Origin of the sequence: Pseudoalteromonas sp. DY56-GL79 (assembly GCF_041414765.1) — a bacterium.
Classification (GTDB): domain Bacteria; phylum Pseudomonadota; class Gammaproteobacteria; order Enterobacterales; family Alteromonadaceae; genus Pseudoalteromonas; species Pseudoalteromonas piscicida.
This window is the reverse complement of sequence record NZ_JANHZS010000003.1, coordinates 20,890-47,164: the sequence shown is the minus strand read 5'-3', so window position 1 is coordinate 47,164 and position 26,275 is coordinate 20,890. Positions and strand designations below refer to the sequence as shown.

General features: G+C 43.3%; 21 protein-coding genes. 10 read left to right on the top strand and 11 right to left on the bottom strand.

What is annotated here, in order from left to right; translation table 11 throughout:
- Positions 1 to 48: 48 nt before the first annotated feature.
- Both NO992_RS02745 and tal read right to left on the bottom strand, forming a co-directional pair.
- Positions 49 to 240: a DUF3545 family protein gene (locus NO992_RS02745; RefSeq protein ID WP_010372168.1), complete on the bottom strand. Its 192-nt coding sequence runs from the start codon at positions 238 to 240 to the stop codon at positions 49 to 51.
- 406 nt (positions 241 to 646) lie between these two features.
- Positions 647 to 1,597 (bottom strand): transaldolase, encoded by a 951-nt coding sequence (tal, locus tag NO992_RS02740; protein ID WP_239356958.1) that lies wholly within the window; start codon positions 1,595 to 1,597, stop codon positions 647 to 649.
- A gap of 272 nt (positions 1,598 to 1,869) precedes the next feature.
- Here tal and yaaA point away from each other — a divergent pair, with 272 nt between their 5' ends.
- Positions 1,870 to 2,646 carry a peroxide stress protein YaaA gene (yaaA, locus tag NO992_RS02735; RefSeq protein ID WP_371374148.1) on the top strand — a complete coding sequence of 259 codons (777 nt, stop codon included), beginning with the start codon at positions 1,870 to 1,872 and terminating at the stop codon, positions 2,644 to 2,646.
- Positions 2,643 to 2,921 carry a hypothetical protein gene (locus NO992_RS02730; protein ID WP_138527246.1) on the top strand — a complete coding sequence of 93 codons (279 nt, stop codon included), beginning with the start codon at positions 2,643 to 2,645 and terminating at the stop codon, positions 2,919 to 2,921. Before yaaA ends, NO992_RS02730 begins: the two co-directional genes overlap by 4 nt.
- 9 nt (positions 2,922 to 2,930) lie before the next feature.
- Here the strand turns inward: NO992_RS02730 and NO992_RS02725 are convergent, their stop codons facing one another.
- The 5 genes from NO992_RS02725 to NO992_RS02705 form a co-directional block, all read right to left on the bottom strand.
- A complete protein-coding gene (locus tag NO992_RS02725; RefSeq protein ID WP_371374145.1) occupies positions 2,931 to 3,716 on the bottom strand; it encodes a hypothetical protein in 786 nt (261 codons plus the stop codon).
- Positions 3,717 to 3,775: 59 nt separating this feature from the next.
- Complete coding sequence (locus NO992_RS02720) at positions 3,776 to 5,755, bottom strand: flavohemoglobin expression-modulating QEGLA motif protein (RefSeq protein ID WP_371374142.1); 1,980 nt, start codon at positions 5,753 to 5,755, stop codon at positions 3,776 to 3,778.
- Positions 5,739 to 6,785, bottom strand: a complete 1,047-nt coding sequence (gene gshB, locus NO992_RS02715; protein WP_371374140.1) for a glutathione synthase — start codon at positions 6,783 to 6,785, stop codon at positions 5,739 to 5,741. The genes NO992_RS02720 and gshB overlap by 17 nt, the downstream gene beginning before the upstream one ends.
- Before the next feature lie 147 nt (positions 6,786 to 6,932).
- Entirely contained in the window at positions 6,933 to 8,573 is a 1,641-nt protein-coding gene (locus tag NO992_RS02710; protein WP_371374137.1) for a methyl-accepting chemotaxis protein, read from the bottom strand.
- A 380-nt stretch (positions 8,574 to 8,953) separates the two neighbouring features.
- On the bottom strand, positions 8,954 to 11,185 hold the full coding sequence (locus NO992_RS02705) for a DPP IV N-terminal domain-containing protein (protein WP_371374134.1): 2,232 nt from the start codon (positions 11,183 to 11,185) through the stop codon (positions 8,954 to 8,956).
- Positions 11,186 to 11,297: 112 nt separating this feature from the next.
- On the opposite strand from NO992_RS02705, the gene NO992_RS02700 reads away from it, so the two are divergent.
- Positions 11,298 to 11,690: an HIT domain-containing protein gene (locus tag NO992_RS02700; RefSeq protein WP_010372146.1), complete on the top strand. Its 393-nt coding sequence runs from the start codon at positions 11,298 to 11,300 to the stop codon at positions 11,688 to 11,690.
- Positions 11,691 to 11,826: 136 nt separating this feature from the next.
- Entirely contained in the window at positions 11,827 to 12,108 is a 282-nt protein-coding gene (locus NO992_RS02695) for a hypothetical protein (RefSeq protein ID WP_010372143.1), read from the top strand.
- Positions 12,109 to 12,155: 47 nt separating this feature from the next.
- On the opposite strand, the gene NO992_RS02690 is transcribed toward NO992_RS02695, so the two are convergent.
- Positions 12,156 to 13,856 carry a hypothetical protein gene (locus tag NO992_RS02690; RefSeq protein ID WP_010372140.1) on the bottom strand — a complete coding sequence of 567 codons (1,701 nt, stop codon included), beginning with the start codon at positions 13,854 to 13,856 and terminating at the stop codon, positions 12,156 to 12,158.
- A 393-nt stretch (positions 13,857 to 14,249) separates the two neighbouring features.
- Between NO992_RS02690 and NO992_RS02685 the strand changes: the two genes are divergently transcribed.
- Positions 14,250 to 15,089: an HDOD domain-containing protein gene (locus NO992_RS02685; RefSeq protein WP_017216375.1), complete on the top strand. Its 840-nt coding sequence runs from the start codon at positions 14,250 to 14,252 to the stop codon at positions 15,087 to 15,089.
- Between the two features lie 75 nt (positions 15,090 to 15,164).
- On the opposite strand, the gene NO992_RS02680 is transcribed toward NO992_RS02685, so the two are convergent.
- The 3 genes from NO992_RS02680 to NO992_RS02670 all read right to left on the bottom strand — a co-directional run bounded on the left by NO992_RS02680 (position 15,165) and on the right by NO992_RS02670 (position 19,235).
- The gene (locus NO992_RS02680) at positions 15,165 to 16,058 is read right to left on the bottom strand and encodes an EamA family transporter (RefSeq protein WP_371374129.1); all 894 of its coding nucleotides are present in this window, start codon (positions 16,056 to 16,058) and stop codon (positions 15,165 to 15,167) included.
- A gap of 347 nt (positions 16,059 to 16,405) precedes the next feature.
- A complete protein-coding gene (gene rdgC / locus NO992_RS02675; RefSeq protein WP_253105501.1) occupies positions 16,406 to 17,320 on the bottom strand; it encodes a recombination-associated protein RdgC in 915 nt (304 codons plus the stop codon).
- A gap of 154 nt (positions 17,321 to 17,474) precedes the next feature.
- Entirely contained in the window at positions 17,475 to 19,235 is a 1,761-nt protein-coding gene (locus tag NO992_RS02670; protein WP_371374126.1) for an ATP-binding protein, read from the bottom strand.
- Between the two features lie 198 nt (positions 19,236 to 19,433).
- Here NO992_RS02670 and NO992_RS02665 point away from each other — a divergent pair, with 198 nt between their 5' ends.
- From NO992_RS02665 to glyA, 5 genes are all read left to right on the top strand, one after another.
- A complete protein-coding gene (locus tag NO992_RS02665) occupies positions 19,434 to 19,799 on the top strand; it encodes a response regulator (RefSeq protein ID WP_010372125.1) in 366 nt (121 codons plus the stop codon).
- A 240-nt stretch (positions 19,800 to 20,039) separates the two neighbouring features.
- A complete protein-coding gene (gene thrA, locus NO992_RS02660; protein WP_371374447.1) occupies positions 20,040 to 22,454 on the top strand; it encodes a bifunctional aspartate kinase/homoserine dehydrogenase I in 2,415 nt (804 codons plus the stop codon).
- 5 nt (positions 22,455 to 22,459) lie between these two features.
- Positions 22,460 to 23,398 carry a homoserine kinase gene (thrB, locus tag NO992_RS02655; RefSeq protein ID WP_371374123.1) on the top strand — a complete coding sequence of 313 codons (939 nt, stop codon included), beginning with the start codon at positions 22,460 to 22,462 and terminating at the stop codon, positions 23,396 to 23,398.
- Complete coding sequence (thrC, locus tag NO992_RS02650) at positions 23,398 to 24,681, top strand: threonine synthase (protein WP_371374120.1); 1,284 nt, start codon at positions 23,398 to 23,400, stop codon at positions 24,679 to 24,681. The genes thrB and thrC overlap by 1 nt, the downstream gene beginning before the upstream one ends.
- Positions 24,682 to 24,938: 257 nt before the next feature.
- Positions 24,939 to 26,195, top strand: a complete 1,257-nt coding sequence (gene glyA, locus NO992_RS02645) for a serine hydroxymethyltransferase (RefSeq protein WP_010372111.1) — start codon at positions 24,939 to 24,941, stop codon at positions 26,193 to 26,195.
- Positions 26,196 to 26,275 lie beyond the last annotated feature (80 nt).

Here is a 26,275-nt window from a genome sequence, read left to right as displayed (position 1 = left end):
AGCGAATTGGTATAACAACAAAAAAGAGCGCCGTGAAGGGCGCTCTTTTTAGTTAAAATCAAATTCGTCTAAATCAACACTGTCTGCGAAAATATCCAATTCCTGTAGTTCTTTGCGTAGTCGCTGTTTATCTTTTAGCGCTTCAATTTCACGCCATTTTCTTTTTTTGCCCTTAGATGAAGTTTTTTTCCTAGTATCCGGACTTTCTAATAATTCTAATAACTCGTCTAGGGTATCCATGAAAATCTCCTATTGATAAAAACAACCTAAAGTGGCATTTGCTTCGGCTGTTGTTAGCACTACAACTGCAATGACACCGTTGATTTCTTCATACTATTTGGCAAACCTCAATATGAGGAACCGATAAAAGTCTGATAGCTAAAGTACGCTACAAACAACCCCGCGTTGCTTGCTTTTTGTACCAAAACCAGAAAGTAGCGGCATCAATTTTCACTTCAAGTGATATTGATATACCACAGACGGGATAAAAATAAAACACAATTGTGTCTTTTGAGTTAAAACCAAGTGACAGTTTGATGAAGGTCAATTCGGGTGATATATAAGGAGGTGTCAGAAAGGTTTGTATTGAGAGCGATAACAAAAACGCCGCAATATGCGGCGTTTCGAAATCGAATGTTTAAGGCACTTATAGTGCTTTAAAGCGTGCGACTAGTGTTTCTTGTGCATCGGCAAATGAGCGAATACCTTCAGCAAGCTTTTCTGTGGCCATTGCGTCTTGGTTATGTAACCAACGGAACTCACTTTCGCTAAGCGCTGCAGGTTTTGCTTTAGGCGTAAAGTCAGCCTCAAGTAGGTAATCTTCGTTTGCAGGCATTGCAGCGAGCTCTTCTAATAGAGAAGGGCTAATCGTGAGCTTATCGCAACCCGTTAGGGCTAGAATTTCACCTGTATTTCTGAAGCTGGCGCCCATTACAACGGTTTTATAACCGTGCTGCTTATAGAATTCAAAAATACTACGAACAGATTGTACACCCGGATCTTGTAGTGGGTCAGTTGGTTTTTCTAGGCCGTTGGCAACGTGCCAATCTAGAATACGCCCAACAAATGGTGAGATTAAAAATACGTTTGCATCGGCACATGCACGTGCTTGCGCTTCGCTAAATAGCAACGTTAGGTTACACTTTACACCTTCTTTTTCCAGTGCTTCAGCGGCTTTAATACCTTCCCAAGTCGATGCAATCTTAATCAAGATTTTGTCTTTGCTTACGCCTTGCGCTTCATATAAATTTAATAGCGTTTTTGCTTTTGCGATAGTCGCTTCGGTATCAAAAGATAAACGTGCGTCTACTTCGGTTGAGATATATCCCGGCACAGAGTTTGCGATTTCTTTACCAATCACAACGGCAAAATAGTCACAAGCAAGCGCTAATTGCTTTTCAGCGTCACTTTCATTGGCTTTGGCATAATCCCAAGCTTCTGTTAGATAAGGCTGATAAGCAGGCGTCTCTGCCGCTTTAAGTAAAAGAGAAGGATTAGTTGTTGCATCCTCAGGCTGTAGCTTGCGGATGGCTTCAATGTCACCGGTGTCAGCGACGATTGATGAATGTTGTTTTAGCCTATCTAATGCTGAAGTCATGTGTTCCTCATTCCAATATTGATAACAGCGAAGTGATATTAGACGCCTTATGTTGCAACACCATTAAATAGCTGAATAGGTCATATGTCCGTATCGGGCGACATATCACACTCGTTATTTAGGGTTATTGTTATATAAGGTCGAGTTGTAAAGCGAAGCTGTACTGTAACAGCGAATTGCTTAAACCCAAGTGAAAGCGGACAAACACTTGAAGTTACTTGGGGATAGTGTTGAAATTGACATTAATTACTAGCTAAGTCAATAGGCAAACCATGATCACAGTTATCTCTCCAGCGAAAAACCTAGACTATGAAACACCCGCACCAACCAAGATGCACACACAGCCAGAGCTGCTGGAGCATAGCGAGTCACTTATTCAAGTTTGTCGCGATTTATCACCACAGCAGATCGGTAGCTTAATGAAGATAAGCGACAAGCTCGCGGGCTTAAATGCGGCAAGGTTTGCCGAGTGGTCAGAGCCTTTTACACAAGACAATGCTAAACAAGCTATTTTTGCTTTTAATGGCGATGTGTATGTTGGTTTAGAAGCGCAAAGCCTAACTGAGGCTAATTTAAATTATGCGCAAAATCATTTACGTATCTTATCTGGGCTGTATGGCATCCTAAAACCACTTGACTTAATGCAGGCCTATCGTTTAGAAATGGGTACAAAGTTAAGTAACCCGCGTGGCAAAAACCTGTATGAGTTTTGGGGCACGATTATCGCTGAAAAACTGAATAAGGTCATGGAAGGGGCACAAACACAATACTTGGTAAACTTAGCTTCAAATGAGTACTTTAAAGCGGTAGATAAGAAAGCGCTGAAAGGCGACATTATCACTCCTATCTTTAAAGATTGTAAAAATGGTCAATACAAAGTCATCAGTTTTTACGCGAAAAAAGCGCGCGGTATGATGGCAAGGTATATCATTGAGAACCAAGTATCGGATTTGGAAAGCCTGAAAGCGTTTGATATTGCAGGATACCGCTTTAGTGAAGAAGCAATGCAAAAGGCCCAAGAACCGGTGTTTTTGAGAGCAGAGCAATGACAACAAAATTATGGGTAGTAGCAGTGTTCGCCGCTGTGTTTGTTAGTGGCTGTAGTGGACATTTTACAACTAGAGTCAGCAATGTGCCGGTTGATTGCGAAGGTGATTCACGTTCGTGTTCTATGAGCTGTCGCAGAGATTACTCAGATCCGATGCAAGTACAAAACTGTGAGGACAGGTGTTTTCAACAGCAAAATCAATGTCGAGTGGATAGACCAACAGAAGATAAATGGGAAATTACGGACGAAAAACCGACTTATCCCGCTTCTTTCTAATTCACTACGTTACGCGCCTTTGGGTAAGCTCATATAGGCGCGTACAACTCTATCTCTAAATGCTAAATCCGCTGCTTTTTCGGCAGCTCTGTAAAGTTGGCAAAACCCCTCGGGCTTTCCTGTCTGCAATAAGATGTCATCTAAAGCATCGACGCCAGTTAGGGTCTGCTGCCAGCGAGATACGATAACAGAGTTAGGCTCTGGCAGCTGACAGAGGATTTGCTCAGATAGTTTAAACTCACTGTTGGTAGCGACTTTGATCATATCGTCATTGGCCGCAGCTAACCAAGTAGCGCCTGTTGCATTGACACAAATTAACGGTAGATAAGGCGCGATGGCTGGAAAGGCGGTGTTTTTAAACACTTCCACTTGCCAGTAAGCGCGAGCAATCTTCACAAACTGCTCGAAATTGGTGATGGCTGAAAAGCCTGATTGTGCGATGGGTTTGATTTCAACTCTGGGTTTGTTTGCATTCACCGTATCGTTTGCGGTATCTATATACCAATCTCCCACCAACATCGCATTTTGAAAGTACTCATCGCGTAGCGAACCCCATACTTTTTTGAGCTCGGCATTCTCTTTAAGCATGTAATTTCTGAGCACAGATAAACGCTCTGAATTTTGCTTGAGCTCCGTGGTGACGAGTTTAAACATTTCATCGCGAATTTCTAGGCAGCGACCAAGCGGGTAGGGTTTATCTGAAAAATAACTGTACTTTGGTGCAAGCGTAAGATCGGCTTTGAGACGAAGGTTTGCCAGCTCAAAAGCGAGTAAATCTATTTCCTGTTGTGTCAAAACAAAGCCACTGGGTAGATACTAGATGGCACTAGTATAACCACAGTGGCGAATTTGGCCTATTTAATTGAAGAAATTAAATAACTTAGGATTGCATCAGGCTTAGGATCTCGGCTCGTATCCGGCAGATATTTAGGCCTTGTGAATATACCTTGCTCTACTAACGCGTCCAGTGCATCTAAGTGCGCAATGCCCGTTTTACCGAGATATAAGTTATCTAAGCTGCGGGTATTGGCAAGCTGCACTATGTCTTTAAAGCCTTTTAAGTAGAGATGATCTTTAGTAAAGCCACCACCACGGAAAATTCGCGTGGTCAGCGCAAAGGCTTCATTGACGTTTAATACACCCGAGTCAGCTAAGAACTCATACACTTGATAGAATTTGTCGCCTTTAAGCAGCATGTTGACCGCAATCACCCTGAGCGCTAATACTTTCAATCGTGTCAAATTTATTTGCCCAGATTGATACTCACGATAGATGGCAAGGCCTTCTTGAGTATAGGTATTGCCGGGTAGACCTAAGTGCAGCACTTTAAGTTGCTGAGCGTCAGCATTTAAGGTCGTGAGCAAGTGCACGCCTATTTCATGCTCTATCAAGGCATTGATATCAAGCTCAGATAACATTGCACTGCTATTTACAAGCAGAAGACGCTTACTATTGTCGACCATTGCTTTGGCAACAAGTTTGCTTGATATAGCGACCTTACAAGGTAAGCCCATGGTCTCAATCGCTTGATTAAAACGTACTAGGGCCTGCTCGGCTGTAATGTCTTTTTTTGGCAAGGTTTCGGTTTCGCGCGCGTGCAGCAAGAAGGTCGCATTATTTATATCGTTGTAATCCGGCTCACCATAATAGCGTAGCGAATTATACAAAAAGGCTTCGCGACCAATTTGGGTGATCAGTTCGATTTTTGTGGCGTAGCTGTCGATCACTTTACGATATAAATCTTTTACGATCGGATCTTGGATTTTTCCAACGGGCAAGCGATAGAGTTGCTCTTTAAACTCATAAGGGTCAATTTTCAGCGGGCGATATTTAAACGCAGGCTGATAATGACGTTTCGAGAAAAAGCGACGTTTCTCTTGTGCGATATTACTTGGGTTAACGTAATGCAGCGTTTCAAGGTTTCTGGCTATGCGGTATAGCGCTGAGTCCACGTTAATCAGCGCAGGGTCAAGCTGCGACGTTGATTTTGCTTTGCGAAGTGGCTTATAGCAGTGATTTTTAGCAAATGTTTTTGCCGTTTTACTCAAAGCAACATGCATGTTGCGCTGTAGTTTTTCAAACACCACAGGGAATAATTCGCCACTGTTTTCGTCCATAAAGACTTTTTTTACTTCCAGTGGCACCACTAAGGTGTTATCAAAGTGGCTGGTAATATATTGCGCTTGATAACCATGGCCCTGAAAGACGGTATTTTCAGCACAATCCACCAGCTGGCCTGCCAGTTTTTTCAGTCCTAGCTGCTTTTTCAGCTCATCTAATACGGCGCGAAAACGCAAGGTATCAAGTTGTGCAGTGCCAATATTAAAGGTTGGTGCATAAGGGTAGCTACGAATTTGATAATTATAGCTGTGCACATCAAATAGCAAGCAGGCACCAAACTTACGCTCAAGCGTGGTTAACAGCGCACTGAGCACTCGGTAATAGGCTGCATGCTTTGACAAGCTAACATCTATGTCTGCATTTGGTAGCGCTTGGCTCCACACTTGTTTACCCCATGCTTCTTTGTATATCGCAAGTTCTGGCGCACGGTTAAGATCGTATTCGTAACGTGAGTCACGCGCGATCAGCGTGATGGGTAATGATTCAATCATGCCGTCGGTAAACGGATCTTCCTCTTGTAAACGCTCAGCATCGCTAATGGCGAACAAGCCTTTTAGGCTAGCCCGGGTACGGTGGCCTGCGTGTACAGCAGTAGCGACATAAGGCACGTATTCCCTCACTTCGAGGTGAAAAGCACCTTCAGCAAATTGTCCACTGATGGGTTTACCGGCTTCAAGCGTGGTAATGATGGCTTGTTCAGATAGCATGAGCATCTTCTATTACTTGACGGAATTGGTTTTTGCGATGCGTTACTAGCTCTTTGGCGTGCACCACACTCTCTACAAAATCGATAACTTGCACTTGCAGCTTACAGCGGTTTAAACGGTTAATACGGGTTATCCCGCCAGGCGAGAGTACGTTAACTTCGATAAGCTTGCCGCCTATCACGTCAATGCCAACAAAATACAAACCATCACGCACAAGCTTAGGGCCGATGTGCTTACATAACGCTTTTTCTTGGTTGGTGAGTTTGTGTTTCACCACTTTGCCACCGGCATGTACGTTGGCACGCACTTCATTTGCTGCAGGCACACGCTTCATGGCGCCAACCGGTTCACCGTTAAGCATTAGGATGCGAACATCACCTTCGTCGGCACCTTCAACATAGTCTTGTAAAATGACGTAGTTGCTGCCTTTACCAGCCTCATCGCCACCAATATAAAACTCAAGGAGTGAGCTAAAGCTTTGTTTCGCGCGTTTTTCAACGACGATAACACCGCGACCACCAAAGCCATCCAGTGGCTTTAAGATCATTTTCTCTTGCTCTGACTCAGAGAATATACGCTCTAAATACTCTTTATTTTTTGATACATGCGTATTTGGAATAAACTCTCTCGCGATGCCTTGGAAAGATGCCGTGTATAGCTTGTTATTTGCGATACGCAGGCCATCAATGTCGTTGATGATGAAAGTGTCATCACGAACAGAGTCTAAAAAGTTCATCGCTAAGGTATCAAGCGGCGGATTAGCGCGCATAAATATCGCGTCAAAACCTGCCAAAGGAAGCTGTACTTTTTTAAACTCAGCTTTGTTGTAAAAGCTCACGAAGTTGTCAGATACTTTTTGGCCCGCAACAAATACATCACAGAAGGCACTAGCGACACTTTCGCGAATAGTGAGGTTGTTTACGGTAGTGATGGCAACGACGTGACCGCGCGATACGGCTTCGTGGATAAGTCTTAGCGTGCTGTCGTTTTCAGCTTCTACACGCTCCCAAGGGTACATAATAAAACAGATTTTCACGGGCTATTTTTGCTCAGCAAATAAATTGGCAATATAGCGGTAAAATAGCTTAGACGCTCACGGATTATTTTTATCGACAAGATAAGGAATATCAATCATCTATAGGGCAAGAAGCAGAGCACTTATAAGTGCTCTGCAAGGCGGATATCATACTCTAAAGCGATTAACTATGTCACTCAATTCGTGACTTGCTCGTGTTAGTTGCTCACTGGTGTTGTTGAGTGAATGTGTGGTATCCAAAGAGTGATGGGTGGAGTCAGAAAGCTGAGCTATTCGCTCATTAACTTCTTGTGCTGCAAGACTTTGCTCGTCGGTGGCTTTAGCGATGTGGGTACTCATATCCGAGATAGCGTCAATAAGGCGCTCAATTTCGGTTAATGCGCTATCGGCAAGCTGTACTTGTTCAACCGTTTGCTCCGAGATTTGTTGGCTAATTTTAACTGCTGCTACGGCCTGCTGCGCTTCTTTTTGCAGTCGCTCGATCATGTTGTGGATTTCATCTGTGCTTTGACCTGTACGACTTGCAAGGGTGCGTACTTCATCTGCAACAACGGCAAAGCCTCGTCCTTGTTCACCTGCTCGAGCGGCTTCTATTGCCGCGTTTAGTGCAAGTAAATTGGTTTGCTCAGCAATACCTCGAATAACATCGAGCACCGATCCTATATGCTGACTCTCTTGTGCAAGGCTCGTTGTTGTCACGCTCACAGATTGAATTTGCTCCGACAGCTTTTTAATGGCGGCGATGGTTTGAGAAATTGTTTGTTTGCCTTTTTCACTGTAATTGCGTGCGTCTGCGGCGGAATGCTCGGCAGTATCTGCATTGCTACTGATCTCACGAACTTGCATGGTCATTTGTTCGGCTGCAGTAGCCACTTGGCGGCTATGGTCATTTTGCGACTCAATAAATGCTAGGTTCTCTTCGCCAGCCGCTTTTACCTGATTGGCCAGCGTTTCAACTTCTTTGGCGTTATGGGCCACTGTCGCGATGGAATGACGCATCTTCTCAGTATACAAGTTAAAGTATTTGGCAAGCGCGGTGATCTCATCTTTGCCGCTTTCGTCGAGTTGTCGAGTCAAATCGCCTTCGCCCTGAGCGATATCTTTCATCATGTCTTTGGCGTGTTGAATGGGGGTGATGATGCTCTTACTTATGATTGCACTAAATGGGAATAGCAGAATAATAAGCACCGCCATCTCAATTAATAGCAAATTTCGAATATAGGCAAACTCAGCTTCTATGGTGTCGAGGTACACACCGGAGCCGATGATCCAACCCCAAGGTGTAAACGCTTTGATGTAAGATATTTTTTCTACAGGAGCTTCTTTACCGGGCTTTGGCCAAAGGTAGGGAACAAATCCCGCACCGCTTTTTTCTGCCACTTGTACCATTTCAACGAATAAGCGCTTGCCGGTGGGATCTTTTGATTGGCTGAGATCTTTGCCGTTGAGTTCGCTTTTAAATGGGTGCATCACCATTTTGGGATGATAGTCGTTGATCCAAAAGTAATTATTACCTTCGTATCGTAAAGCGGCAACGGCATCAAGGGCTGCGGATTTCGCTTGCGCCTCTGGGAGTTTCCCAGATACATATTGTTGGTGAAAGTAAGCCACTAAACTATAGGCATTTTCAACAAGGTTTTGAGTTTTATGATATTGCTGCTTTTCGAGTGCCTCATACTGTTGCGATAAGCTTACTGCGCTTTGAAGAATAACACCGATAATAACCACAATGATCAGTAACGCGAGCCGCTGGAAAATGGTGAGATTTCGGAAAAACTGTTTGGACATAACGCAATCCTTATGTCGTTTTTATTATTGAAAGTAGCAAGCGCGAACGCCTCATCAGTTCATACTAATTAATCTTAGTAGTAATACCAATTGCGTTAATTCTCCAACCAATTTGAAGGGTGAAATAGCATATTAGCTTCGTTAAAAATTTCTCATTTAGAACAACTAAATAGCGAAATTTTTGCCTTGCTACTAAAGCTATTTCCCCGCTTCAAATAGTTCATTTACTTAACGCGATTGATATATAACTTGAGATAGAACAATAAATTCAGTTTTTCTTAGTCTTGAAGAATAAACAATTAGACCAATGGATTAGAACTAAATGTATAGATAAGGAGAAGAAGCGCCCAGCTTATCAAAGGCTGAGCGCTATTAAGTGTTTACTTAGCTTCAACCTCAAAATGACGATTAAAGAAGTCAGTAATGGTTTGATGCAAGTGGGTTTGTACTTTTTTGCCACGCAAGCTGTGCTTCGAGCCAGGGTAAGTCATCATTTCAAATGGCTTAACCTCGTCCTGCAACTGCTTAAATAGTTTCGTTGCATGGGTAAATAGCACATTATCGTCCGCCATACCGTGATAGATCATCAGCGGGCCTTTTAGTCCATCAGCATAAGGGAAAACCGCGCTTTGCTCATAGCCCTTAGCATTTGTATCTGGGTGACCAAGATAACGCTCAGTGTAATGCGTGTCATATAGAGCCCAATCGGTTACTGGCGCACCAGAGACACCGGCTTTAAAGTAGTCGCCAGCTTTAAACATTGTCATCAGCGCCATGTAACCTCCATAGCTGTGACCATAAATACCGATACGCTCAGGGTCGACATACTCTAGCGTACGCAAGAACTCAACGCCTTTAATTTGGTCAGCCACTTCCACGACGCCTAAATGCTTGTAGATTGGATCTTCAAACTTTTTACCACGGTTATATGAACCTCGGTTATCTAATTGGAAAATCACATAACCTTGCTGTGCAAGATATTGGAAATACAAGTTTTTGCTACGCCAGCTGTTGGTCACGCGTTGTGCATGAGGTCCGCCATACACGTTCACAATAACCGGATATTTCTTACCGGTTTCAAGCTTTGCTGGCTTAAATAAGCGGTAATACATGGTTTGACCATCTTCCGCTTTAAGCGTGCCATATTCTGGCGTGGCTAGATTGCTCAAATAAGGCGTTAACGGATGTTCGTTATTCAGCGCATTTTCTTCAAGCCAAGTCACAAAGTCACCATTCACTTTGCGTAGCGCAACGGCTGGTGGACGGTTTACAGAAGAGCTTTTATCGATAAAGGTACGGTTATCTTTCGCCAGTACAACACTGTGATAGCTGCCTTTTTCGGTAATACGTTTTGCATCGCCATCTTTAAAAAGTGGTACGCTGTATAGGTGGCTTTCGAGCGGCGTGTCTTTGCGGCCGGAGAAGTATACGATACCTTTTTTCTCATCAATGCCCTGAAGGCTTTCAACAATCCAATCGCCTTTAGTGATTTGGCGCACAAGTTGGCCATTGGTTCTGTACAGGTAAAGGTGTTTAAAGCCATCGCGCTCAGATGCCCAAACGAAATGCTTTTTGTCCTTTAAGAATTCAAGGTCAAAGTGTAGGTTAATCCAAGTATCACTGGTTTCGGTCAGGGCAACCTGCTGCTTTTTGCTTTTAGTATCGTAAAAGCGCAGTTCCAGTTTTTGCTGTGAGCGATTTTGCCACTGGTAGGACAATGTTTTGTTGTCTTTTAACCAATTTGCACGGGCAATATAGATATCTTTATCGTCGCCTAAATCAATCCAATCCACCTTTTGGTCATTGATCTTTACAACACCCAGTTCAATTTCAACGTTAGCAGTACCCGTATATGGATAGCGTTGATTGAATAACTTGACCTCTTCGGCATAGATTTCGTTACGAATGGCTTCTTGAACAGGGCTTTCATCAATGCGTGTGAAGGCGATTTGTTGCTCATCACCCGACCACCAATAGCCCGTCATACGGCTCATCTCTTCTTGAGCAACGAACTCAGCCATGCCGTTTTTAATTACGCCACCGCCGTCTTTAGTTAATTGCGTTTCTTTACCCGATTTAAGGTCAATGGCATAGAGGTTTTGCTCACGAATAAAAGAAACAAAGTTACCTTTTGGTGAGAAGCGAGCGTCGGTTTCGAATGCTTCCGTTTCCGTTAGTTTCTTGCTCTTACCAGAAGCGATTTCATAGTAGTACAAGTCGCCATTGAGTGGGAAAAGTAGCGCTTTGCCATCTTTTGACCATTTGTATTCTAAAATACCACGGCCAAAAATACGTTGACGCTCACGACGTGCTTTTTCTTCATCTGAGAGGTTCTCTGGGCCAGAAAATAGCGCCGCAGAATCTACCAACAAGCGGTTGGTATTGTCTTTTAGATTGTATTCCCAAAGGTCGTAACGGTTATAGTCTTCTTTTTTACCTTGAAGATAAGTAACACGAGAACCGTCAGGAGAAAATTGCAGTTTTACAGGCGCTTTACCTGAAAGAGACGGGTCGTCAAAAAGTCGCTCTAGCGTTAGTTGCTCTGCGCTAACGGTGACAGAGGCAAGCGCTAACGGAAGGGCGATGGTGTAGTGTTTAATGCGAGAGTGCACGGTAGCCACCTTGTTATATTTTTAAAGTCTGATCGGATGGTAATGAAGCCGCTTTGCAATAGCAACAAATTCGGATAGAGTGCCGAGTAAATAGGATTTAAAGAGTTTCACTATGTCATTTGAATTAGCTAAAGAATTACAACGAGACTGTATCTTAATTACCGAGTGGCCGCTGTGTAGCGTATTGTTAATGAATGACTCACAATACCCTTGGTTTATCTTAGTACCTAGGGTTGTGGGCGCGAAAGAAATTATTGATTTACCTGAGTCGCAGCAAGTTCAATTTTGGCAAGAATCGGCCAAGCTGAGTCGTTTGTTACAAGACACCTTTACCCCAGATAAATTAAATGTGGCTGCGCTTGGTAATATGGTGCCGCAACTACATGTGCACCACATCGCACGATTTAAAACTGATATTGCATGGCCAAAACCCGTATGGGGACTCTATCCAGCAAAACCTTATAGTGATGAGGAAGTTGAGCAGCTAAAAGCGAGTTTTGCTTAAAGCCTCAAAAAGGCCATAAGACTGTAAACACATCAAGCGCTTTACAAACTTTTTAGCTCTACGTGTTTTGTGTTTATATCTGGAACTGTTATAACTGAAATTGACTTTTGCCGTTTTAAATCAAGGAGTACGCGATATGAATAAAAGTTTAGTTGTTATTTTGGCAGTATCATTATTATCCGCCTGTAAGGCGACTGTGCCAGAGCCTTATCAAAAAGATCGTGAACCAGAATCCAGAACTGAATATAGTGGTGTGGAAGGGTTGGTGCAGCAACAGCAAGATCAAAACTATTTGATGCGCAAAGAGCTACAAGACAAATGCGATGATGCGAAAGTAAATTTAGCGATTGCTAAATCTGACAAAGCCACAAAAGCCATCAAAAAACACCAAAGAGAAATCAAAGATTATTGTATCTAGGATTAATTACACCATGGTAGTAAGCACTACCATGGTGTGCTCGGTAATTACAGTCCTAGCACCTGCTTACCTTGCTTAAAGGTAACATCAACAGGAATGTTCGCTTTGGAAAGCTTATCTAGATCTTTTTGTAGTTCCGCTTTGATATCGCCGTGTGTAGCGATCAGTTGGTCTACTTTTTGATAGTCGCCGTCACCTTGTAGCGTTAGGATAAGGTTAGACAGTTTCTCCATCGCTGCGCCCATCTTTTCCATATTCACTTGATATAAACCATCCGTGTTCTTAGAAAACGCGCCTTCTTCTTTAAAGAAGTTAAAGCGGATCATGTTTGCTTTACCGTGCGCACTGGATGCGCCAAAACGTACTGAGCGGAAGATACCTGCCATAAAGGTGATGTAGTAATCCTCAAGCGTACCTTCGGTGATCTCGCCTTTTTTAAGTAATTGCTCGACCATGTATAGACCTAGGATATCGGCTTTACCTTCTTCAAGTGCACTGGCGTGTTCTTGCAGTGATTGGCGCACGGTGCCTTTACCTGTAATGGTATTTTTAATGCCTAGACCATGGGCCACCTCATGGAACATGGTATTAGCAAAGAAAGCATCAAAGGTGATGTGCTTACGTTGCTCAGGGACGATAAGTTGATCGGCGATCGGTACTAAGATCTTATCGAATTTTGCGCGCATAGCGTTTTTAAGCTGTAGGCGACGCGTACCTTTTTGGAGTTGCACTTCTTCGTCATTTGGTAGATTAATCGCAATGGTTTTGCTACCCGCGTTTGAATGGCCTGCATAATAAATGACGTCATATGCGTTTAGGTCGGCATCAGAGCCTGGTACTTCTTGCTTATATTTATCATCAACAGGCAAGCCGGTTTGTAGCTCAGGTAAGAAAGCGGCAAATTTAGCGAGACGCTCACTCCACGCCAAGTCTTTAACCAAAACATAAGACTCAAAAGCGGCGCGATAGCCAAATAGCTGGTCTTCATAGGTTTCAATTGGACCAATCACCACATCAATTGGGTTATTCTTCATGTCCATCCAAGCGAAATCAGACGCTTGGTAGCTATTATTGACTAATGCATCTGCGCGCAAGTTTAAGTAGTTTGCAAACTCTTTGTCTTGTGCCAGTTTACTTGCTTGGCGTAAAAGCTCTGCGGCTTTGTCCAATTCTGCTTTATACGCGGATGAGTAAGAAGTGCTGTATAACTTGCCGTTTTCATCGCGGCGGATAACAGAATACAGTCCTGTTTTATCTTTTACATCGGCGTTATTTAGCTCGTCTTTGGTGATGTCGCTTGGATAAAATTCTGCACCCAGTGCTTTTTCTTCAAAGCCAGAAAGAAAAACTTGGTCGCCATTTAAACGATCCCAAGGGCCATAGTTAATGTCCGCGAATTGGCGTACTTTTTCGTCTGAGATTTTGCTTAGGAATGTTGCTTTGTCTTCGCCGAATGCTTGCTGCCAAAATAAATCATCCATAATAACCGAAGCGTCGATGAGTAAAGCTAACATCTTTTTCTGGTTATCGTTTAAGTGACTTAAGTCTGTTTCTAGCGTTACTGGGGTATAAATATCTAGCCGGTCTTGAGATGCATTAACGAGCTTATAGCCTGATTGTTTAGTATCAGCTTGTGCTTGCTCAGTTTGTGCACTAGGTTTCTCTGAAGAGGTTGATGGCTCAGAGCAGCCTGTTAGGGTGAGGCCTGTTGCAAGCGCGATTGCAACCGAAATCATTGAGTGTTTCATAATGCTCCCTTGTTGTCTTAATTATGTGGCGATCACCTTACACGATTTTGTATCACAATACTTAGTTAACTTAGGTTAGCGTGTGATACGCAAGCCGCTGTTAGCGTGAAAGGTCATCATTTGTGTCCAGCTGTGGGTCATTTTCAGTATTTTTGCGGCAAAGTTTGCCACAAAGCACTATATGCCATGAATTCTAACTTGCTAATTATTGAGGGTATATAAATAAAATATTATTTTTTTAGATTTTCTTAACTTTATCCGAAAGTTAGACAATACTTACGTCATAGATACTAAAAATCAGCAGTGTGACCTCTAGCAAGCAAGTGCTTACTTTTGCCATAAGCTTACGCTTGTAGTCGGGTCTTTTATTCAGTTATTAAGGGATTTGGTTTCATGTCTACAGAAAATGCTTTGCTCACAATTCTAACTGACAGAATTAATAACGACACCTTGGTATTGCCGACATTACCTGAAATCGCAGTGCGGGTTAGGCAGGCGGCAGATGACCCTGAAATTAACTTGATGCAGATGGCAGACGTAATTTCTCACGACCCGGCCCTTGCAGCACGTATGATCAAAGTTGCCAACAGCGCTTTTATGGGCCGTTCGGTGAAGGTAAACACCTTAAACCAAGCAGTAACTCGTATCGGTCTTAGACAAATCAAGAATATAGCGACTGCAATGGCAATGGAGCAGTTATTTGTTTCTAATAACAAACTCATCAAGACATACATGGACAAAGCTTGGCAGAAAACGCTAAAAGTCGCTTGCCAAGCGATAACAACGATGGATTTTTATCTTCGCGTCAATAAGCACACTTCGCTTAACAAAGATACAATCACGTTGGCTTCTTTGGTGTTTAATATCGGTGTTTTGCCTATTTTAACGGAGGCCGAACGCCACCCTGAAGTGTTTGCTAATCCGAGCTTTTTGGCCCATGCCATCCAGAAATTAGGCGGCAAAATTGGAGGGGCAATAATGCGAGAGTGGGAATTCACCGATGAGTTTGTTGAAGTCGCAGAAAGCTGGGCAAATCCAAATTATCGGCCTGAACATGTTTGTTATGTCGACTTTATTCGTGTTGGTGCAATTGTAGAAGGTATTTTGCAGGTATCGGATAAGTCTGCAGCGCTAAAACAGTATGAAGAAAAAGGGGTAATAAGAGAGGTAAATATGTTTGCTGATGACACTTACTTGAATGTACTCGAAGACGTTAAAACAATGTTTGCTTAACCCTTGTACTCAATATGCAGTTTCAGCGCCTTTGTTTCCCGTGAATATAAAGACCTCTGTTGAGGTCTTTATCGTTTAGGGTATAGCCTCGGCCTGGGGTTTTCTAAATATTTTGCTTATCCGAGCACCTGTAACAGAAATCGTTAAGCCACATAAGATAAAACTGCCCCCAACGGCTTCCATTAACATCAATTGCTCATTAAGTAATAAGGCTGAACCTACAATGCCGACAATAGGGATTAATAAAGCAAAAGGCGTGACTGCCGCGGCCTTGTGATTTTTAAGTAGCCAACCCCATATTGCGAATGCAATCAGTGTCGAGATATAACCCACATAGGTAATGGATAGCCAAGACTGTGTTGTGGTGTTTAGTAGTAAGGTCAATGGTGCGTCAGTTTCAATAAAATAAGACAGTGTAAAAAGTGGCAATGGCGGCACTAGGCTTACCCAAACAATAAAATGGAGTAAATTAACGTCTTGCAGGCGCTTCATAATGAGATTTGAAAACGACCAAAATAATGCTGCGAATAGAATGAGCACCGCGCCCAATATTGTCGTTGACCCAGACGAGTTGATAAAAAACAAGCTAAAGCCAAACGTTGCGATGCTAATTCCCACCACTTGAAAGCGATTCATGGTTTCCTTTAACAATAAAACACTTAGCAAAATCGTGAAAATGACTTGGGCTTGTAGCAGCAAAGAAGCAATGCCGGCTGATGCATTCGATTCCATCGCAATAAACAGCAAGCTAAACTTAAGCACACCCAAAAATAGACCAACCCCGAGTACGTTCCATACCGATGTTTTAGGAAAAGGAATGAAGAATACTGCAGGGATCGCGACTACCAAAAAACGCAAGCCTGAGAATAAAATAGGAGGCAACTCTGCTAGGCCAAATTTAATGACCGAAAAGTTAAGCCCCCAAATTATCACGACTATTAAAGCCAATGAAATGCTTTTTACATTCACGCGCGTCAAACTCCGTTTAATTGTACGAGTTACCGTTGTTGGGTATCGGACTACTGGAGTAAATAGTCTTCGATGCCTGAAATTCAGGTTAGTAAAGCGTTACTGCCAAAGCCGAATTGCTATCATGCCATTGAAGAGTAAATAAAGCGCGACAAATGCGTTGGTTAGTGTAAATAAAGTGGCGAGCCAGTAACTAAACGCTCGCACTTGAGTGCGTGCAGTCCGTTCGCTATTGGCGCAAAGTGACCTTGTGAAGATAGAGTATTGAACTGGATAAAGAAAAATTGATAGCCATATCCGCTATCAATTTTTCGTACTCAAAGCTCAACAGATTCTAGATGGTAAAATTAAGACGCTAAGCCTTCGTCGTCACCAAGACCTTTGGTTAGATCTTCTAACAATTCTTTGATTTCTTCCGATACCAAAATAAAGTCAGCATCAAGTTTAACGGCTAGATCTTCTTTTGGAATATCTGCATTTTGGTCTTTAAGTGCTTCTGCATAGCTTAAACGTTTTAATGTGCCATCGTTTTGTAAAACGAACTTCACGCGCTCACGCCAATCTAACGCGAGTTTAGTCACACGTTTACCGTTTTCTAGGTGCGTTTTGATTTCGTCTGATGAAAGGTCATGTTGTTTTAACTTTACCTGAGCACCGTTGTCGTCTGGCTCTTGCAACTCAGCGTCGGTGCCTATTGCGAAGCCTTCAGGTGCACTAAACTCGGTGAGCCAGTGTGTTAGCTGTAAGTCTAAATCATAGTTTGCAAACGCAGGTACAACAGGAAGTGTGCCCAGAGACTTACGCAGTAGTGCAAGTAGTTCTTCCGCTTTATTGAAGCTGGCGCTATTTACAATCACCCAACCTGACTTTTGGTCGATAAAAGCAAATTGTAGGCTCGATTTTTTGAACGCCTGAGGCAATAAAGTGGCTAGGATATTTTCTTTAATATCGTCTTTTTCTTTTTTCTTTACTGGACGATTTTCTTGCTGCTCTATTTGCTCAATTTTTTCGGCGACCATTTCATTGACTACGGCTGCAGGAAGCACCTTTTCTTCGCGCTTAGCACAAACTAAGATACTGTCTTGAGAAAAATGAGAAAGCATCTGGCCATGTTTGCCAAAAGCTTTAGTCCAGCCAAAAGTGGTCATGTCTTGGCTACCACAAGGACGAAAAATATCCTGCTCGAGTGCTTTTTCGAAATCTTCTTGTGCGTAAGTTACATCTTGTTTGAATTTGTAGCAGATTAAGTTACTGAACCACATAGAAATATGCCCGTCTGGAATAAAATTGCGGTCATCATAGCAAAAAGGTCACAGCTTGTATTCCACTAGATGATGTTTGATGGTGGGGGGGACTTGCTCCAATACGCCACTTTGCAGTATGGCGTATTGGACGGTTGTCCTGTTCTAAACTTGGTTAGCTAAACATCGCCATTGGTTTTTGTAAGTCTTTTGGGAAGCTGATGTAGTAGGTGAGGCCTTTGCCTTCTTCACTATTTACTTCGATATCCCCATTCAAAGTTTGTTTTACGAGGTTTAGGGTAATATGGGTACCAAGCCCACTGCCACCTTGATCGCGTTTGGTCGTAAAGAAGGGATCAAACAACCGGTCTAGTTGGGCTTTACTTACGCCCTTGCCGTTGTCTTTGTAGACGATATCAACCATACCATTGTCTTCTTTGATTTTAATATCTATTTGCCCTTGGTCTTGATTTTCAAAACCATGGATCAAAGAGTTCATGATAAGGTTAGTGAATATTTGGCTAATTGCCCCAGCTGGTAAATTTAGCGTCATGTCTTCAGGGCATTCAACATTCACTTGATGATGAGTTTTCTTCAATTTTGGATGTAATGAGCGGATCACTTCACCAAGGTATTGCTTCAGGTTAATAGTACGAACCGCTTCACTGGCCTGATCGACTGCAATTTGTTTAAAGCTTGCGACAAGCTCCGATGCACGGTCTAAATTAGTGGTAAGTAGGCTAGCACTTTGCTTTGCTTCACTAATAAATTCTTCTAACGCTTTTGGTGATAAGGTTTTTCCGTTGTACGCCGCCTCAAGCTGATCTAAACGTTCCTGTAAAAACGACGTCGCAGTCACGCCGATACCAACGGGCGTATTAATATCGTGCGTAATACCGGCAACGAGACCACCAAGTGCCGCCATTTTTTCAGAGCCCACTAAGCGCTCTTGAGCCATATTTAGCTCGTCTACGTATTTCTCAAGCTCTTTTTGTTTAGTTAGTAGTTCTTCTTCTGTTTGTTTTCTTAAATCAATCTCTTCTGTGAGCGTTAACTTCTGCTTTTCTAATTCATACTTTTGTTGCTGGAGATCCATCATCGCTTGGCTCAGGTTTGAGGTTTTACGTGCGACTTCTTGTTCCAACTGAATATTATGTTGGTCGAGTTTTTCATTGCTGATCAAAAGCTCTTTTTGAGTTTGATCGAGCTTTTTACGATATTCAGAGACCTTATCTATTAGCTTATTGAATGCCTCTTCCATGATCTTTAGTTCATTGCGCTCTTTTGCGCCGATATCTATTTTATGGCCATCAACGTTGTCGACCTCAAAGTCTTCAATTTGCTCGGTGAGGTCGCTTAATGGCTCGGTAAGTAGCTTTCTGAAGGCAATTAAAAATAGAATAATCAAGAAAGTCGTCTTGATCATCGCATTACCTATCAAAAAGTAGATAGAGATCATGATGCGACTAAAGACCACCTCCCGGCTAGAAAACAATGTAACATCACCGACTTGTGTTGCACGTCCCGAGAATTCAAAAATCAACGGAAATGTGTAACCAAATAAACCGGATGGTGTATCTTCGATTATTGCTTCTTCTTGAACAAGCTGTTGGCTATACAGCTCGTGAATATCTAGTGAGCGGCCAAGCTGTGAAATAATCTCGCCACTGTCATCACGTACAATAATTCCTTCGATCATGGGGATCGCAAGTAGGCCTTCTGCCGTAGTAACGGTCTGCTTCGTATTGAGCTCCCAAATGGCACGGGTCAAACTGCGGCTAAAGGTTTTTTGCAGCATGGTAAGTTCATTGCGAATATAGTCTTTGGTATTGACGTATTCAGCAACGATTTGACCACATGTGACGACAAAGGTTAGAAGGAAGTAAACCGACAGCACATTGGTGAGCAATTTTTTTGAGAGGCTTTTTTGCAGCATGAATTAAGCTGAGCTCCTACGGTAAGTTCATCGCCTTTGTATAATCTGTTTTTAAAGTTAGCCAATAAATGGTTAAAAATAAATAATTATCTTCATTAATTATGCTTTTTAGCGCCTTACCTAGGAAAGTTTAATGTGTTATAAGATAGCGATATCCAGTGACCGTTTTATTAACGATAGTACAAGACTGACCACTTTATGAGTTATTCCGTCTTAGTTTGCGATGATTCGGCTGTCGCCCGTAAACAAGTCATTAAAAACTTACAGAGCAAATTAGACCTGACCTTGCACCAAGCACAGAATGGCCAGCAGGCGATTGATTTACTGAAAACTCAGCAAATAGATTTATTGTGCCTGGATTTAACCATGCCAATACTTGATGGGATTGCTGTGTTAGAGGCAATAAAAGCACACCGAATTGAATGTTTCGTGGTGGTTATTTCGGCAGATGTTCAGGCCAAGATGAAAGAAAGGGTAGCGAATTTGGGGGCGTTAGGGTTTTTAGAAAAACCGGTTAAAGCAGAGCAGTTATTAGGATTACTGCACCAGTTTGGGATCCGATAACTTATCTATGCAAATTACAAATGTCACTATTAGAAATTTGCATAATCTATTTTGCTCTTTCGTATTGACAGCGCGGCTAAACTTCAGGCACTCTAAAATTATGAAAACGAATATTATCACTACGACCATTATTACAACCACCATCCTAACGGGATAGTGGCATAGGTCAGTGCGAGTTTGAAAAAGGCCTGTGTTCACTAAGAACACAGGCCTTTTTTGTTTTTGGAATGAGGAAAAATGATGCGAGTACTAAAGTTTGGAGGGTCTTCCCTCAAAGATTTTGCCTGTTTACAAAGAGTCAGTGAGCTAGTTAAAGACCATGGCCAACAACAAGCGCTTATCGTGCTGTCGGCTCCCGGTGGTATGACAGATCAGCTCGTTGAGCTTGCTGATTTGGCTGGACGAGGAGAAGCGTTTGACTCCCTGTGGCAGTCATTTACTTCCCGCAGCCAAAGCTTATACGATGAAGTACAAGCGGTGTACGGTGGTGTTGTAGGCTGGCCTGACTTTGAATTACTTAAGAATAAATTAGATGGGGCCAAGTTACTGGGACATTGTCCAGATCAAGCAAGAGCCTATGTCATTAGTTTTGGCGAACGCATTAGCGTTGCGCTGATGGACACCATGCTGCAATCAGATTCAGTCGCGCTTAGTGCTGACGCTTGTGTAAAAACGCAGGGCGGGTATCTCGATGCTGAAGTTGACCTTAAGCTAAGTAAAGTATGTTTTGCAGAGTTAGTGCGTGCCCAAGCGTCGCGTTTTTATATCATGGCAGGATTTACGGGAAGCAATGAAGCGGGCGAGCTGACAACGCTTGGTCGCAATGGTTCTGACTACTCTGCAGCTGTCGCAGCTGCGTGTCTTGAAGCTGAAATCTGCCAAATCTGGACTGACGTTGATGGCGTTTACAGTGCAGATCCTCGTCTGATAAAGAAAGCGACGAAGGTCGACGTGCTATCTTATAAAGAAGCCATGGAGCTATCTTATTTTGGCGCCAAAGTGCTTCATCCAAAAACCATTTTACCTTGCGCCAAAGCAGATGTGCCTTGTGAAATTAAAAATACGCATGACCCAGAAGTGCCGGGTTCACTGATTTGTGCTCAAGGCGGTGGCGAGGCTCCAGTAAAAGCGCTTTCGAGTCTTGATAAACTGGCCATGTTGACCGTTGCAGGACCTGGGATGAAAGGCAAGGTTGGCATGGCTGCTCGGGTCTTTTCTGCACTGGCAGCAGATAACGTATCCATTGTACTTATTACGCAATCTTCTTGTGAATTCAGCATCAGTTTCTGTGTCCATGAGCAAGACTTAACACTTGCGCTGGTTGCGCTTGAACAGGCATTTGAGCTTGAAACGCAAGCAGGATTAATCGACCCAATTGAAGTGCAACGTAACCTTGCTATCGTTACTTTGGTTGGCGACAACATGAAAGCGCACAAAGGTCTTGCGGCCAAATTCTTTGCATCACTTGCACAGGCTCAGGTGAATATTGTCGCCATCGCACAGGACTCAACAGAGAGTTCGATTTCGGCGGTGGTTGACGGTGAACTTTGCCAAGATGCAGTAAAAGTATGCCACGAAAACTTCTTCACGCATGTACCGTCCATCGATGTTTTCCTGATTGGCTGTGGTCTAGTGGGTCAAGAATTAATGAAGCAGTTTCATAAGCAACAAGCATGGCTTGAAAAACGTAATATACGCTTGAACCTCTATGGCATTGCAAACTCAAGTAAGTGTTATTTAGACCCAGAAGGCGTACCGTTTGATAACTGGGAACTGGCGCTAGAGAAAGCTGAGTCGGGCTTTGATTTACAACAGGTTAGCCAGTTTGTTAGACAAAATCATTTAATTAACCCTGTGATTGTTGATTGTAGTGCAGCTCAGTTTGTTGCCGATGGCTATTTAGATTTTCTTAATGCGGGCTTTCATGTCGTTGCGGCCAACAAAAAAGCCAATACTGGCAGCTATGAGTATTATCAGTCACTGCAGCAGGCTGCACTAGCTAAACGCCGTCACTTTCTATACGAAACCAACGTTGGCGCCGGACTCCCTGTATTAGACAACCTTAAATTGCTGTTTGGCGCAGGAGATGAATTGCTTTCATTCAGTGGTATTTTGTCTGGCTCGCTATCGTATATTTTTGGCGTATTGTCGGATGGTTTATCGCTATCGGAAGCGACAGAGAAAGCCAAACAAAGCGGTTTTACAGAGCCAGATCCGCGCGATGACTTATCTGGTACGGATGTCGCACGTAAGCTGCTTATCATTGCCCGTGAATCGGGACTGCCGTTGGAACTCAGTGATATTGAAGTTGAATCCGTATTACCTGAAGGGTTTGCTGAGGGCGCCAGTGTTGATGAATTTATGGCGCAATTACCGCAATTAGATGATGCTTTCGCAGCGCGTATTGCGGCGGCCAAAGCACAAGGCCAAGTGCTGCGCTATGTCGGTTCAATTGTTGACGGTAAATGCCGCGTTGGCATTGAAGCGGTAGATAAAGAACATGCTCTGTACGATATTCGCGATGGTGAAAACGCACTGGCTATTTTGAGCCAATATTATCAACCAAAGCCTTTTGTGATCAGAGGTTATGGCGCGGGCGCAGAAGTAACCTCTGCAGGCGTATTTGCTGATATCCTAAAAACGCTGTCGAGGTAGGACTTATGAAAACGTTTTATGCACCAGCGTCAATGGGCAATTTTTGTGTTGGCTTTGACGCCCTTGGCGCCGCAATCCAGCCTATTGATGGCAGTTTATTGGGCGATCAGGTCAGTGTTGAAGCCGCAGAGCGTGATACGTTCAATTGTATTGGTCCATATGCAGAAAAGCTCTCCTCCGATCCTAAAGACAATTTGGCGTTTCAGTGTTTACAGCACTTCAAACTGCATGTTGCACCAAACATGCCAGCAGTTGCTATGACCTTATATAAAGGCCTTCCTGTTGGTTCTGGTTTAGGCTCTAGCGCTTGCTCTGTGGTTGCCGCTTTTGCTGCACTCAATGATTTTGCCAATACGCAATTAAGTCAAGAGGCACTCATTGAATTGATGGCCGACTTTGAAGCTAAGGTCAGTGGCGGTCGTCACTATGACAACATCACGCCATGCTACCTTGGTGGACTACAACTGACGGCAGACTGCATTCCAAGTAAAGCAATCAGTGTTGCGCATGATGAGAGCTGGTTTTATGTTATTGCATATCCTGGCTTTGCCTTGAATACAGCGAAAGCAAGGCAAGCACTACCACAGCAATTTTCTTTGCATGATACGGTGGAATTTGCCCAGCGATTGTCGGGCTTTTGTTTATTGATGCAGTCAGGTCAATTTGACAAAGCACTGTCGATGATGAAAGACAGCATTGCCGAGGAAGCGAGAGCGCCACTCATTGCCGGCTTTAGTGAGGCAAAAGACGCGCTACCAGCCCTAGGTGCTGAGCTGGTGAGTATTTCAGGGGCAGGGCCCACATTATTTGCTATTTGTAAGTCAGAGCAACAGGCAAATGCAGTGCAGCAATGGTTGCAACAAAATTACATTAATGAAGCGGGTTTTAGCCATGTTTGCCGATTAGATATGCTTGGCACAAGAGAATTAAAGGATCAAAAGTAATGAAATTAGTGAATTTAAAAGACGAACAGCAGATAGTCTCATTCGTTGAAGCGGTAAAAATCGGTTTAGGTCGTAACCAAGGGGTTTTTTTTCCTCCTACATTTGAGCGTATTGCGGATGTTGATGCACTACTTGAATTACCTTTTGCTGAGCGTAGTGCCAAGGTATTACATCACCTTATTGGTGATGAACTACCACAAGATACGCTCGATGCAATGGTAAAACGCGCCTTTAATTTCCCAGCTAAGTTAGTCGAAGTTGCTAAAAATCAGCATTGTTTAGAGCTTTTTCATGGACCAACACTGGCGTTTAAGGACTTTGGCGGCCGCTTTATGGCTGAATGCATTAGCATGTTTAATCAAGGTGAGCGCGTGACTATCCTCACGGCAACAAGTGGCGATACTGGCGCCGCCGTTGCCCATGCCTTTTACGAAAAAGAAAATGTCGATGTGGTGATCCTTTACCCTCATGGCAAAATTTCGCTTGCCCAACAAAAGCTGTTTACAACACTTGGGAAAAACATTCATTGTTATGCTGTAGATGGCAGCTTTGATGACTGCCAAGCGATGGTAAAGTCTGCATTCCTTGATGACGAAGTAAAGCAAAAGCTTGGTCTTAATTCGGCAAACTCCATCAACATCAGTCGTTTAGTGGCGCAAGTGTGTTATTACTTTGAAGCGCTAGCGCAATTACCTAAGTCGCAGCGTGATAAAGTGCATGTTTCAGTGCCAAGTGGTAACTTCGGTAATGTCTGTGCGGCGATGATTGCGGCCGCGATTGGACTGCCGATTGCCAAGTTAAGTGCCACGACAAACCAAAATGATACTGTACCCCGTTATATTGCCTCGGGTGAGTGGCAACCAAACTACACTTTGGAGTCACTCTCTAATGCGATGGACGTGAGTAAACCTAATAACTGGCCTCGAGTTGAAATCATGCTAGAAAGAGGGGATTTTAACAAACATGACTTTTATTCACGTTCGGTGACGGAAGCGCGAACTCAGACAGTAATGCAAGAATTACATGATAAAGGTTACTTGGCTGAGCCACATACTGCGATAGCCTACGAAGGATTAGCGCTGGACTCTCAAGCGGATGAAACCGGAATTTTCCTTGCCACTGCGCATCCTGCGAAGTTTAAGGAATCTGTAGAAGGTGTTTTAAATCAGAAGCTTGACATGCCAAAACAGTTGGTCGATGCATTGCAAAAACCATGTTTGGCAGAGCCGCTTAGTGCAGATTATGATGCTTTGAAGGCAGCAATGTTAGCAAAACTCAACTAAATCAGAGAGCCTGTCTGAGTGGGTAGAACGCCCACTCAGATAAGGTCAATTTCAAGACTATATTAGCTTTTCAAATACAACTTAGGTTGTCTTATTTAAAATATTAATGTTTAAATAAAAAAATATCATCGCGATAGGGGTGTGAAATAAATTCAATCCCTGCTTAAATATGCCCATGCTGATTTCATAGGCAAACTGGTTATCTTGTGATGCTAGATTGTCTTTAAAAATACCCTTACGTTTACCTAGGAGAAACCATGTTAGAACGTAACATGAATATTGCAGATTTTGACCCAGAACTATTTGCAGCGATTGAAGCAGAAACTTCACGTCAAGAAGAGCACATCGAGCTTATCGCTTCTGAGAACTACTGTAGCCCACGAGTACTTGAAGCGCAGGGTTCTCAGCTAACAAACAAGTATGCTGAAGGTTACCCAGGTAAGCGTTATTACGGTGGTTGTGAGCACGTTGATGTGGTTGAGCAACTCGCGATTGACCGTGCCAATGCGCTATTTGGTTCGACTTACGCAAACGTTCAGCCTCACGCTGGCTCACAAGCAAACGCGGCGGTATTCCAGGCGCTACTTCAGCCACATGATACTGTGCTAGGTATGAGCCTTGCTCACGGTGGTCACCTAACGCACGGTTCACACGTAAACTTCTCTGGTAAAACTTACAATGCTATCCAGTACGGTCTAAACGAAGAAACTGGCGAAATCGATTACGCGCAAGTTGAAGCGTTAGCACTTGAGCACAAGCCAAAAATGATCATCGGTGGTTTCTCTGCGTACTCAGGTATCGTTGACTGGGCTAAGTTCCGCGAAATCGCTGATAAAGTAGGCGCTTACCTACTTGTTGATATGGCGCACGTTGCAGGTCTTGTTGCCGCTGGTATTTACCCAAGCCCAGTGCCTCATGCACACGTTGTAACAACAACAACGCACAAAACGCTAGCGGGTCCTCGTGGTGGTCTTATCATCTCTGCTTGTGATGATGAAGAAATCTACAAAAAGCTAAACTCTGCTGTATTCCCTGGTGGTCAAGGTGGTCCTCTATGTCACGTTATCGCTGCGAAAGCGGTTGCGTTCAAAGAGGCACTACAACCAGAGTTCAAGTCATACCAAGAGCAAGTGGTTAAAAATGCACAAGCTATGGTTGCGGTACTTCAGGAGCGTGGTTATAAAGTGGTTTCTGGCAAAACTGAAAACCACCTATTCCTACTTGACCTGATTGATAAAGACATCACAGGTAAAGATGCGGATGCAGCGCTTGGCCGTGCAAATATCACAGTAAACAAAAACTCTGTACCAAACGACCCTCGTTCACCGTTCGTTACTTCTGGTCTACGTATCGGTTCTCCTGCGATCACTCGCCGTGGCTTTAAAGAGGCTGAGTCGAAAGAGCTTGCTGGCTGGATCTGTGACGTACTAGACAACATCAATGATGAGTCTGTACAGGCACAAGTGAAAGAAAAAGTAAAAGCAATTTGCGCTAAATTACCTGTTTACGCATAATTTCGCTCACAAAAAAGCAGTTTTTTGTTATGATTAAGGCCGCATTCAAGCGGCCTTTTTTGTTTTTGAGTCAACGAGAG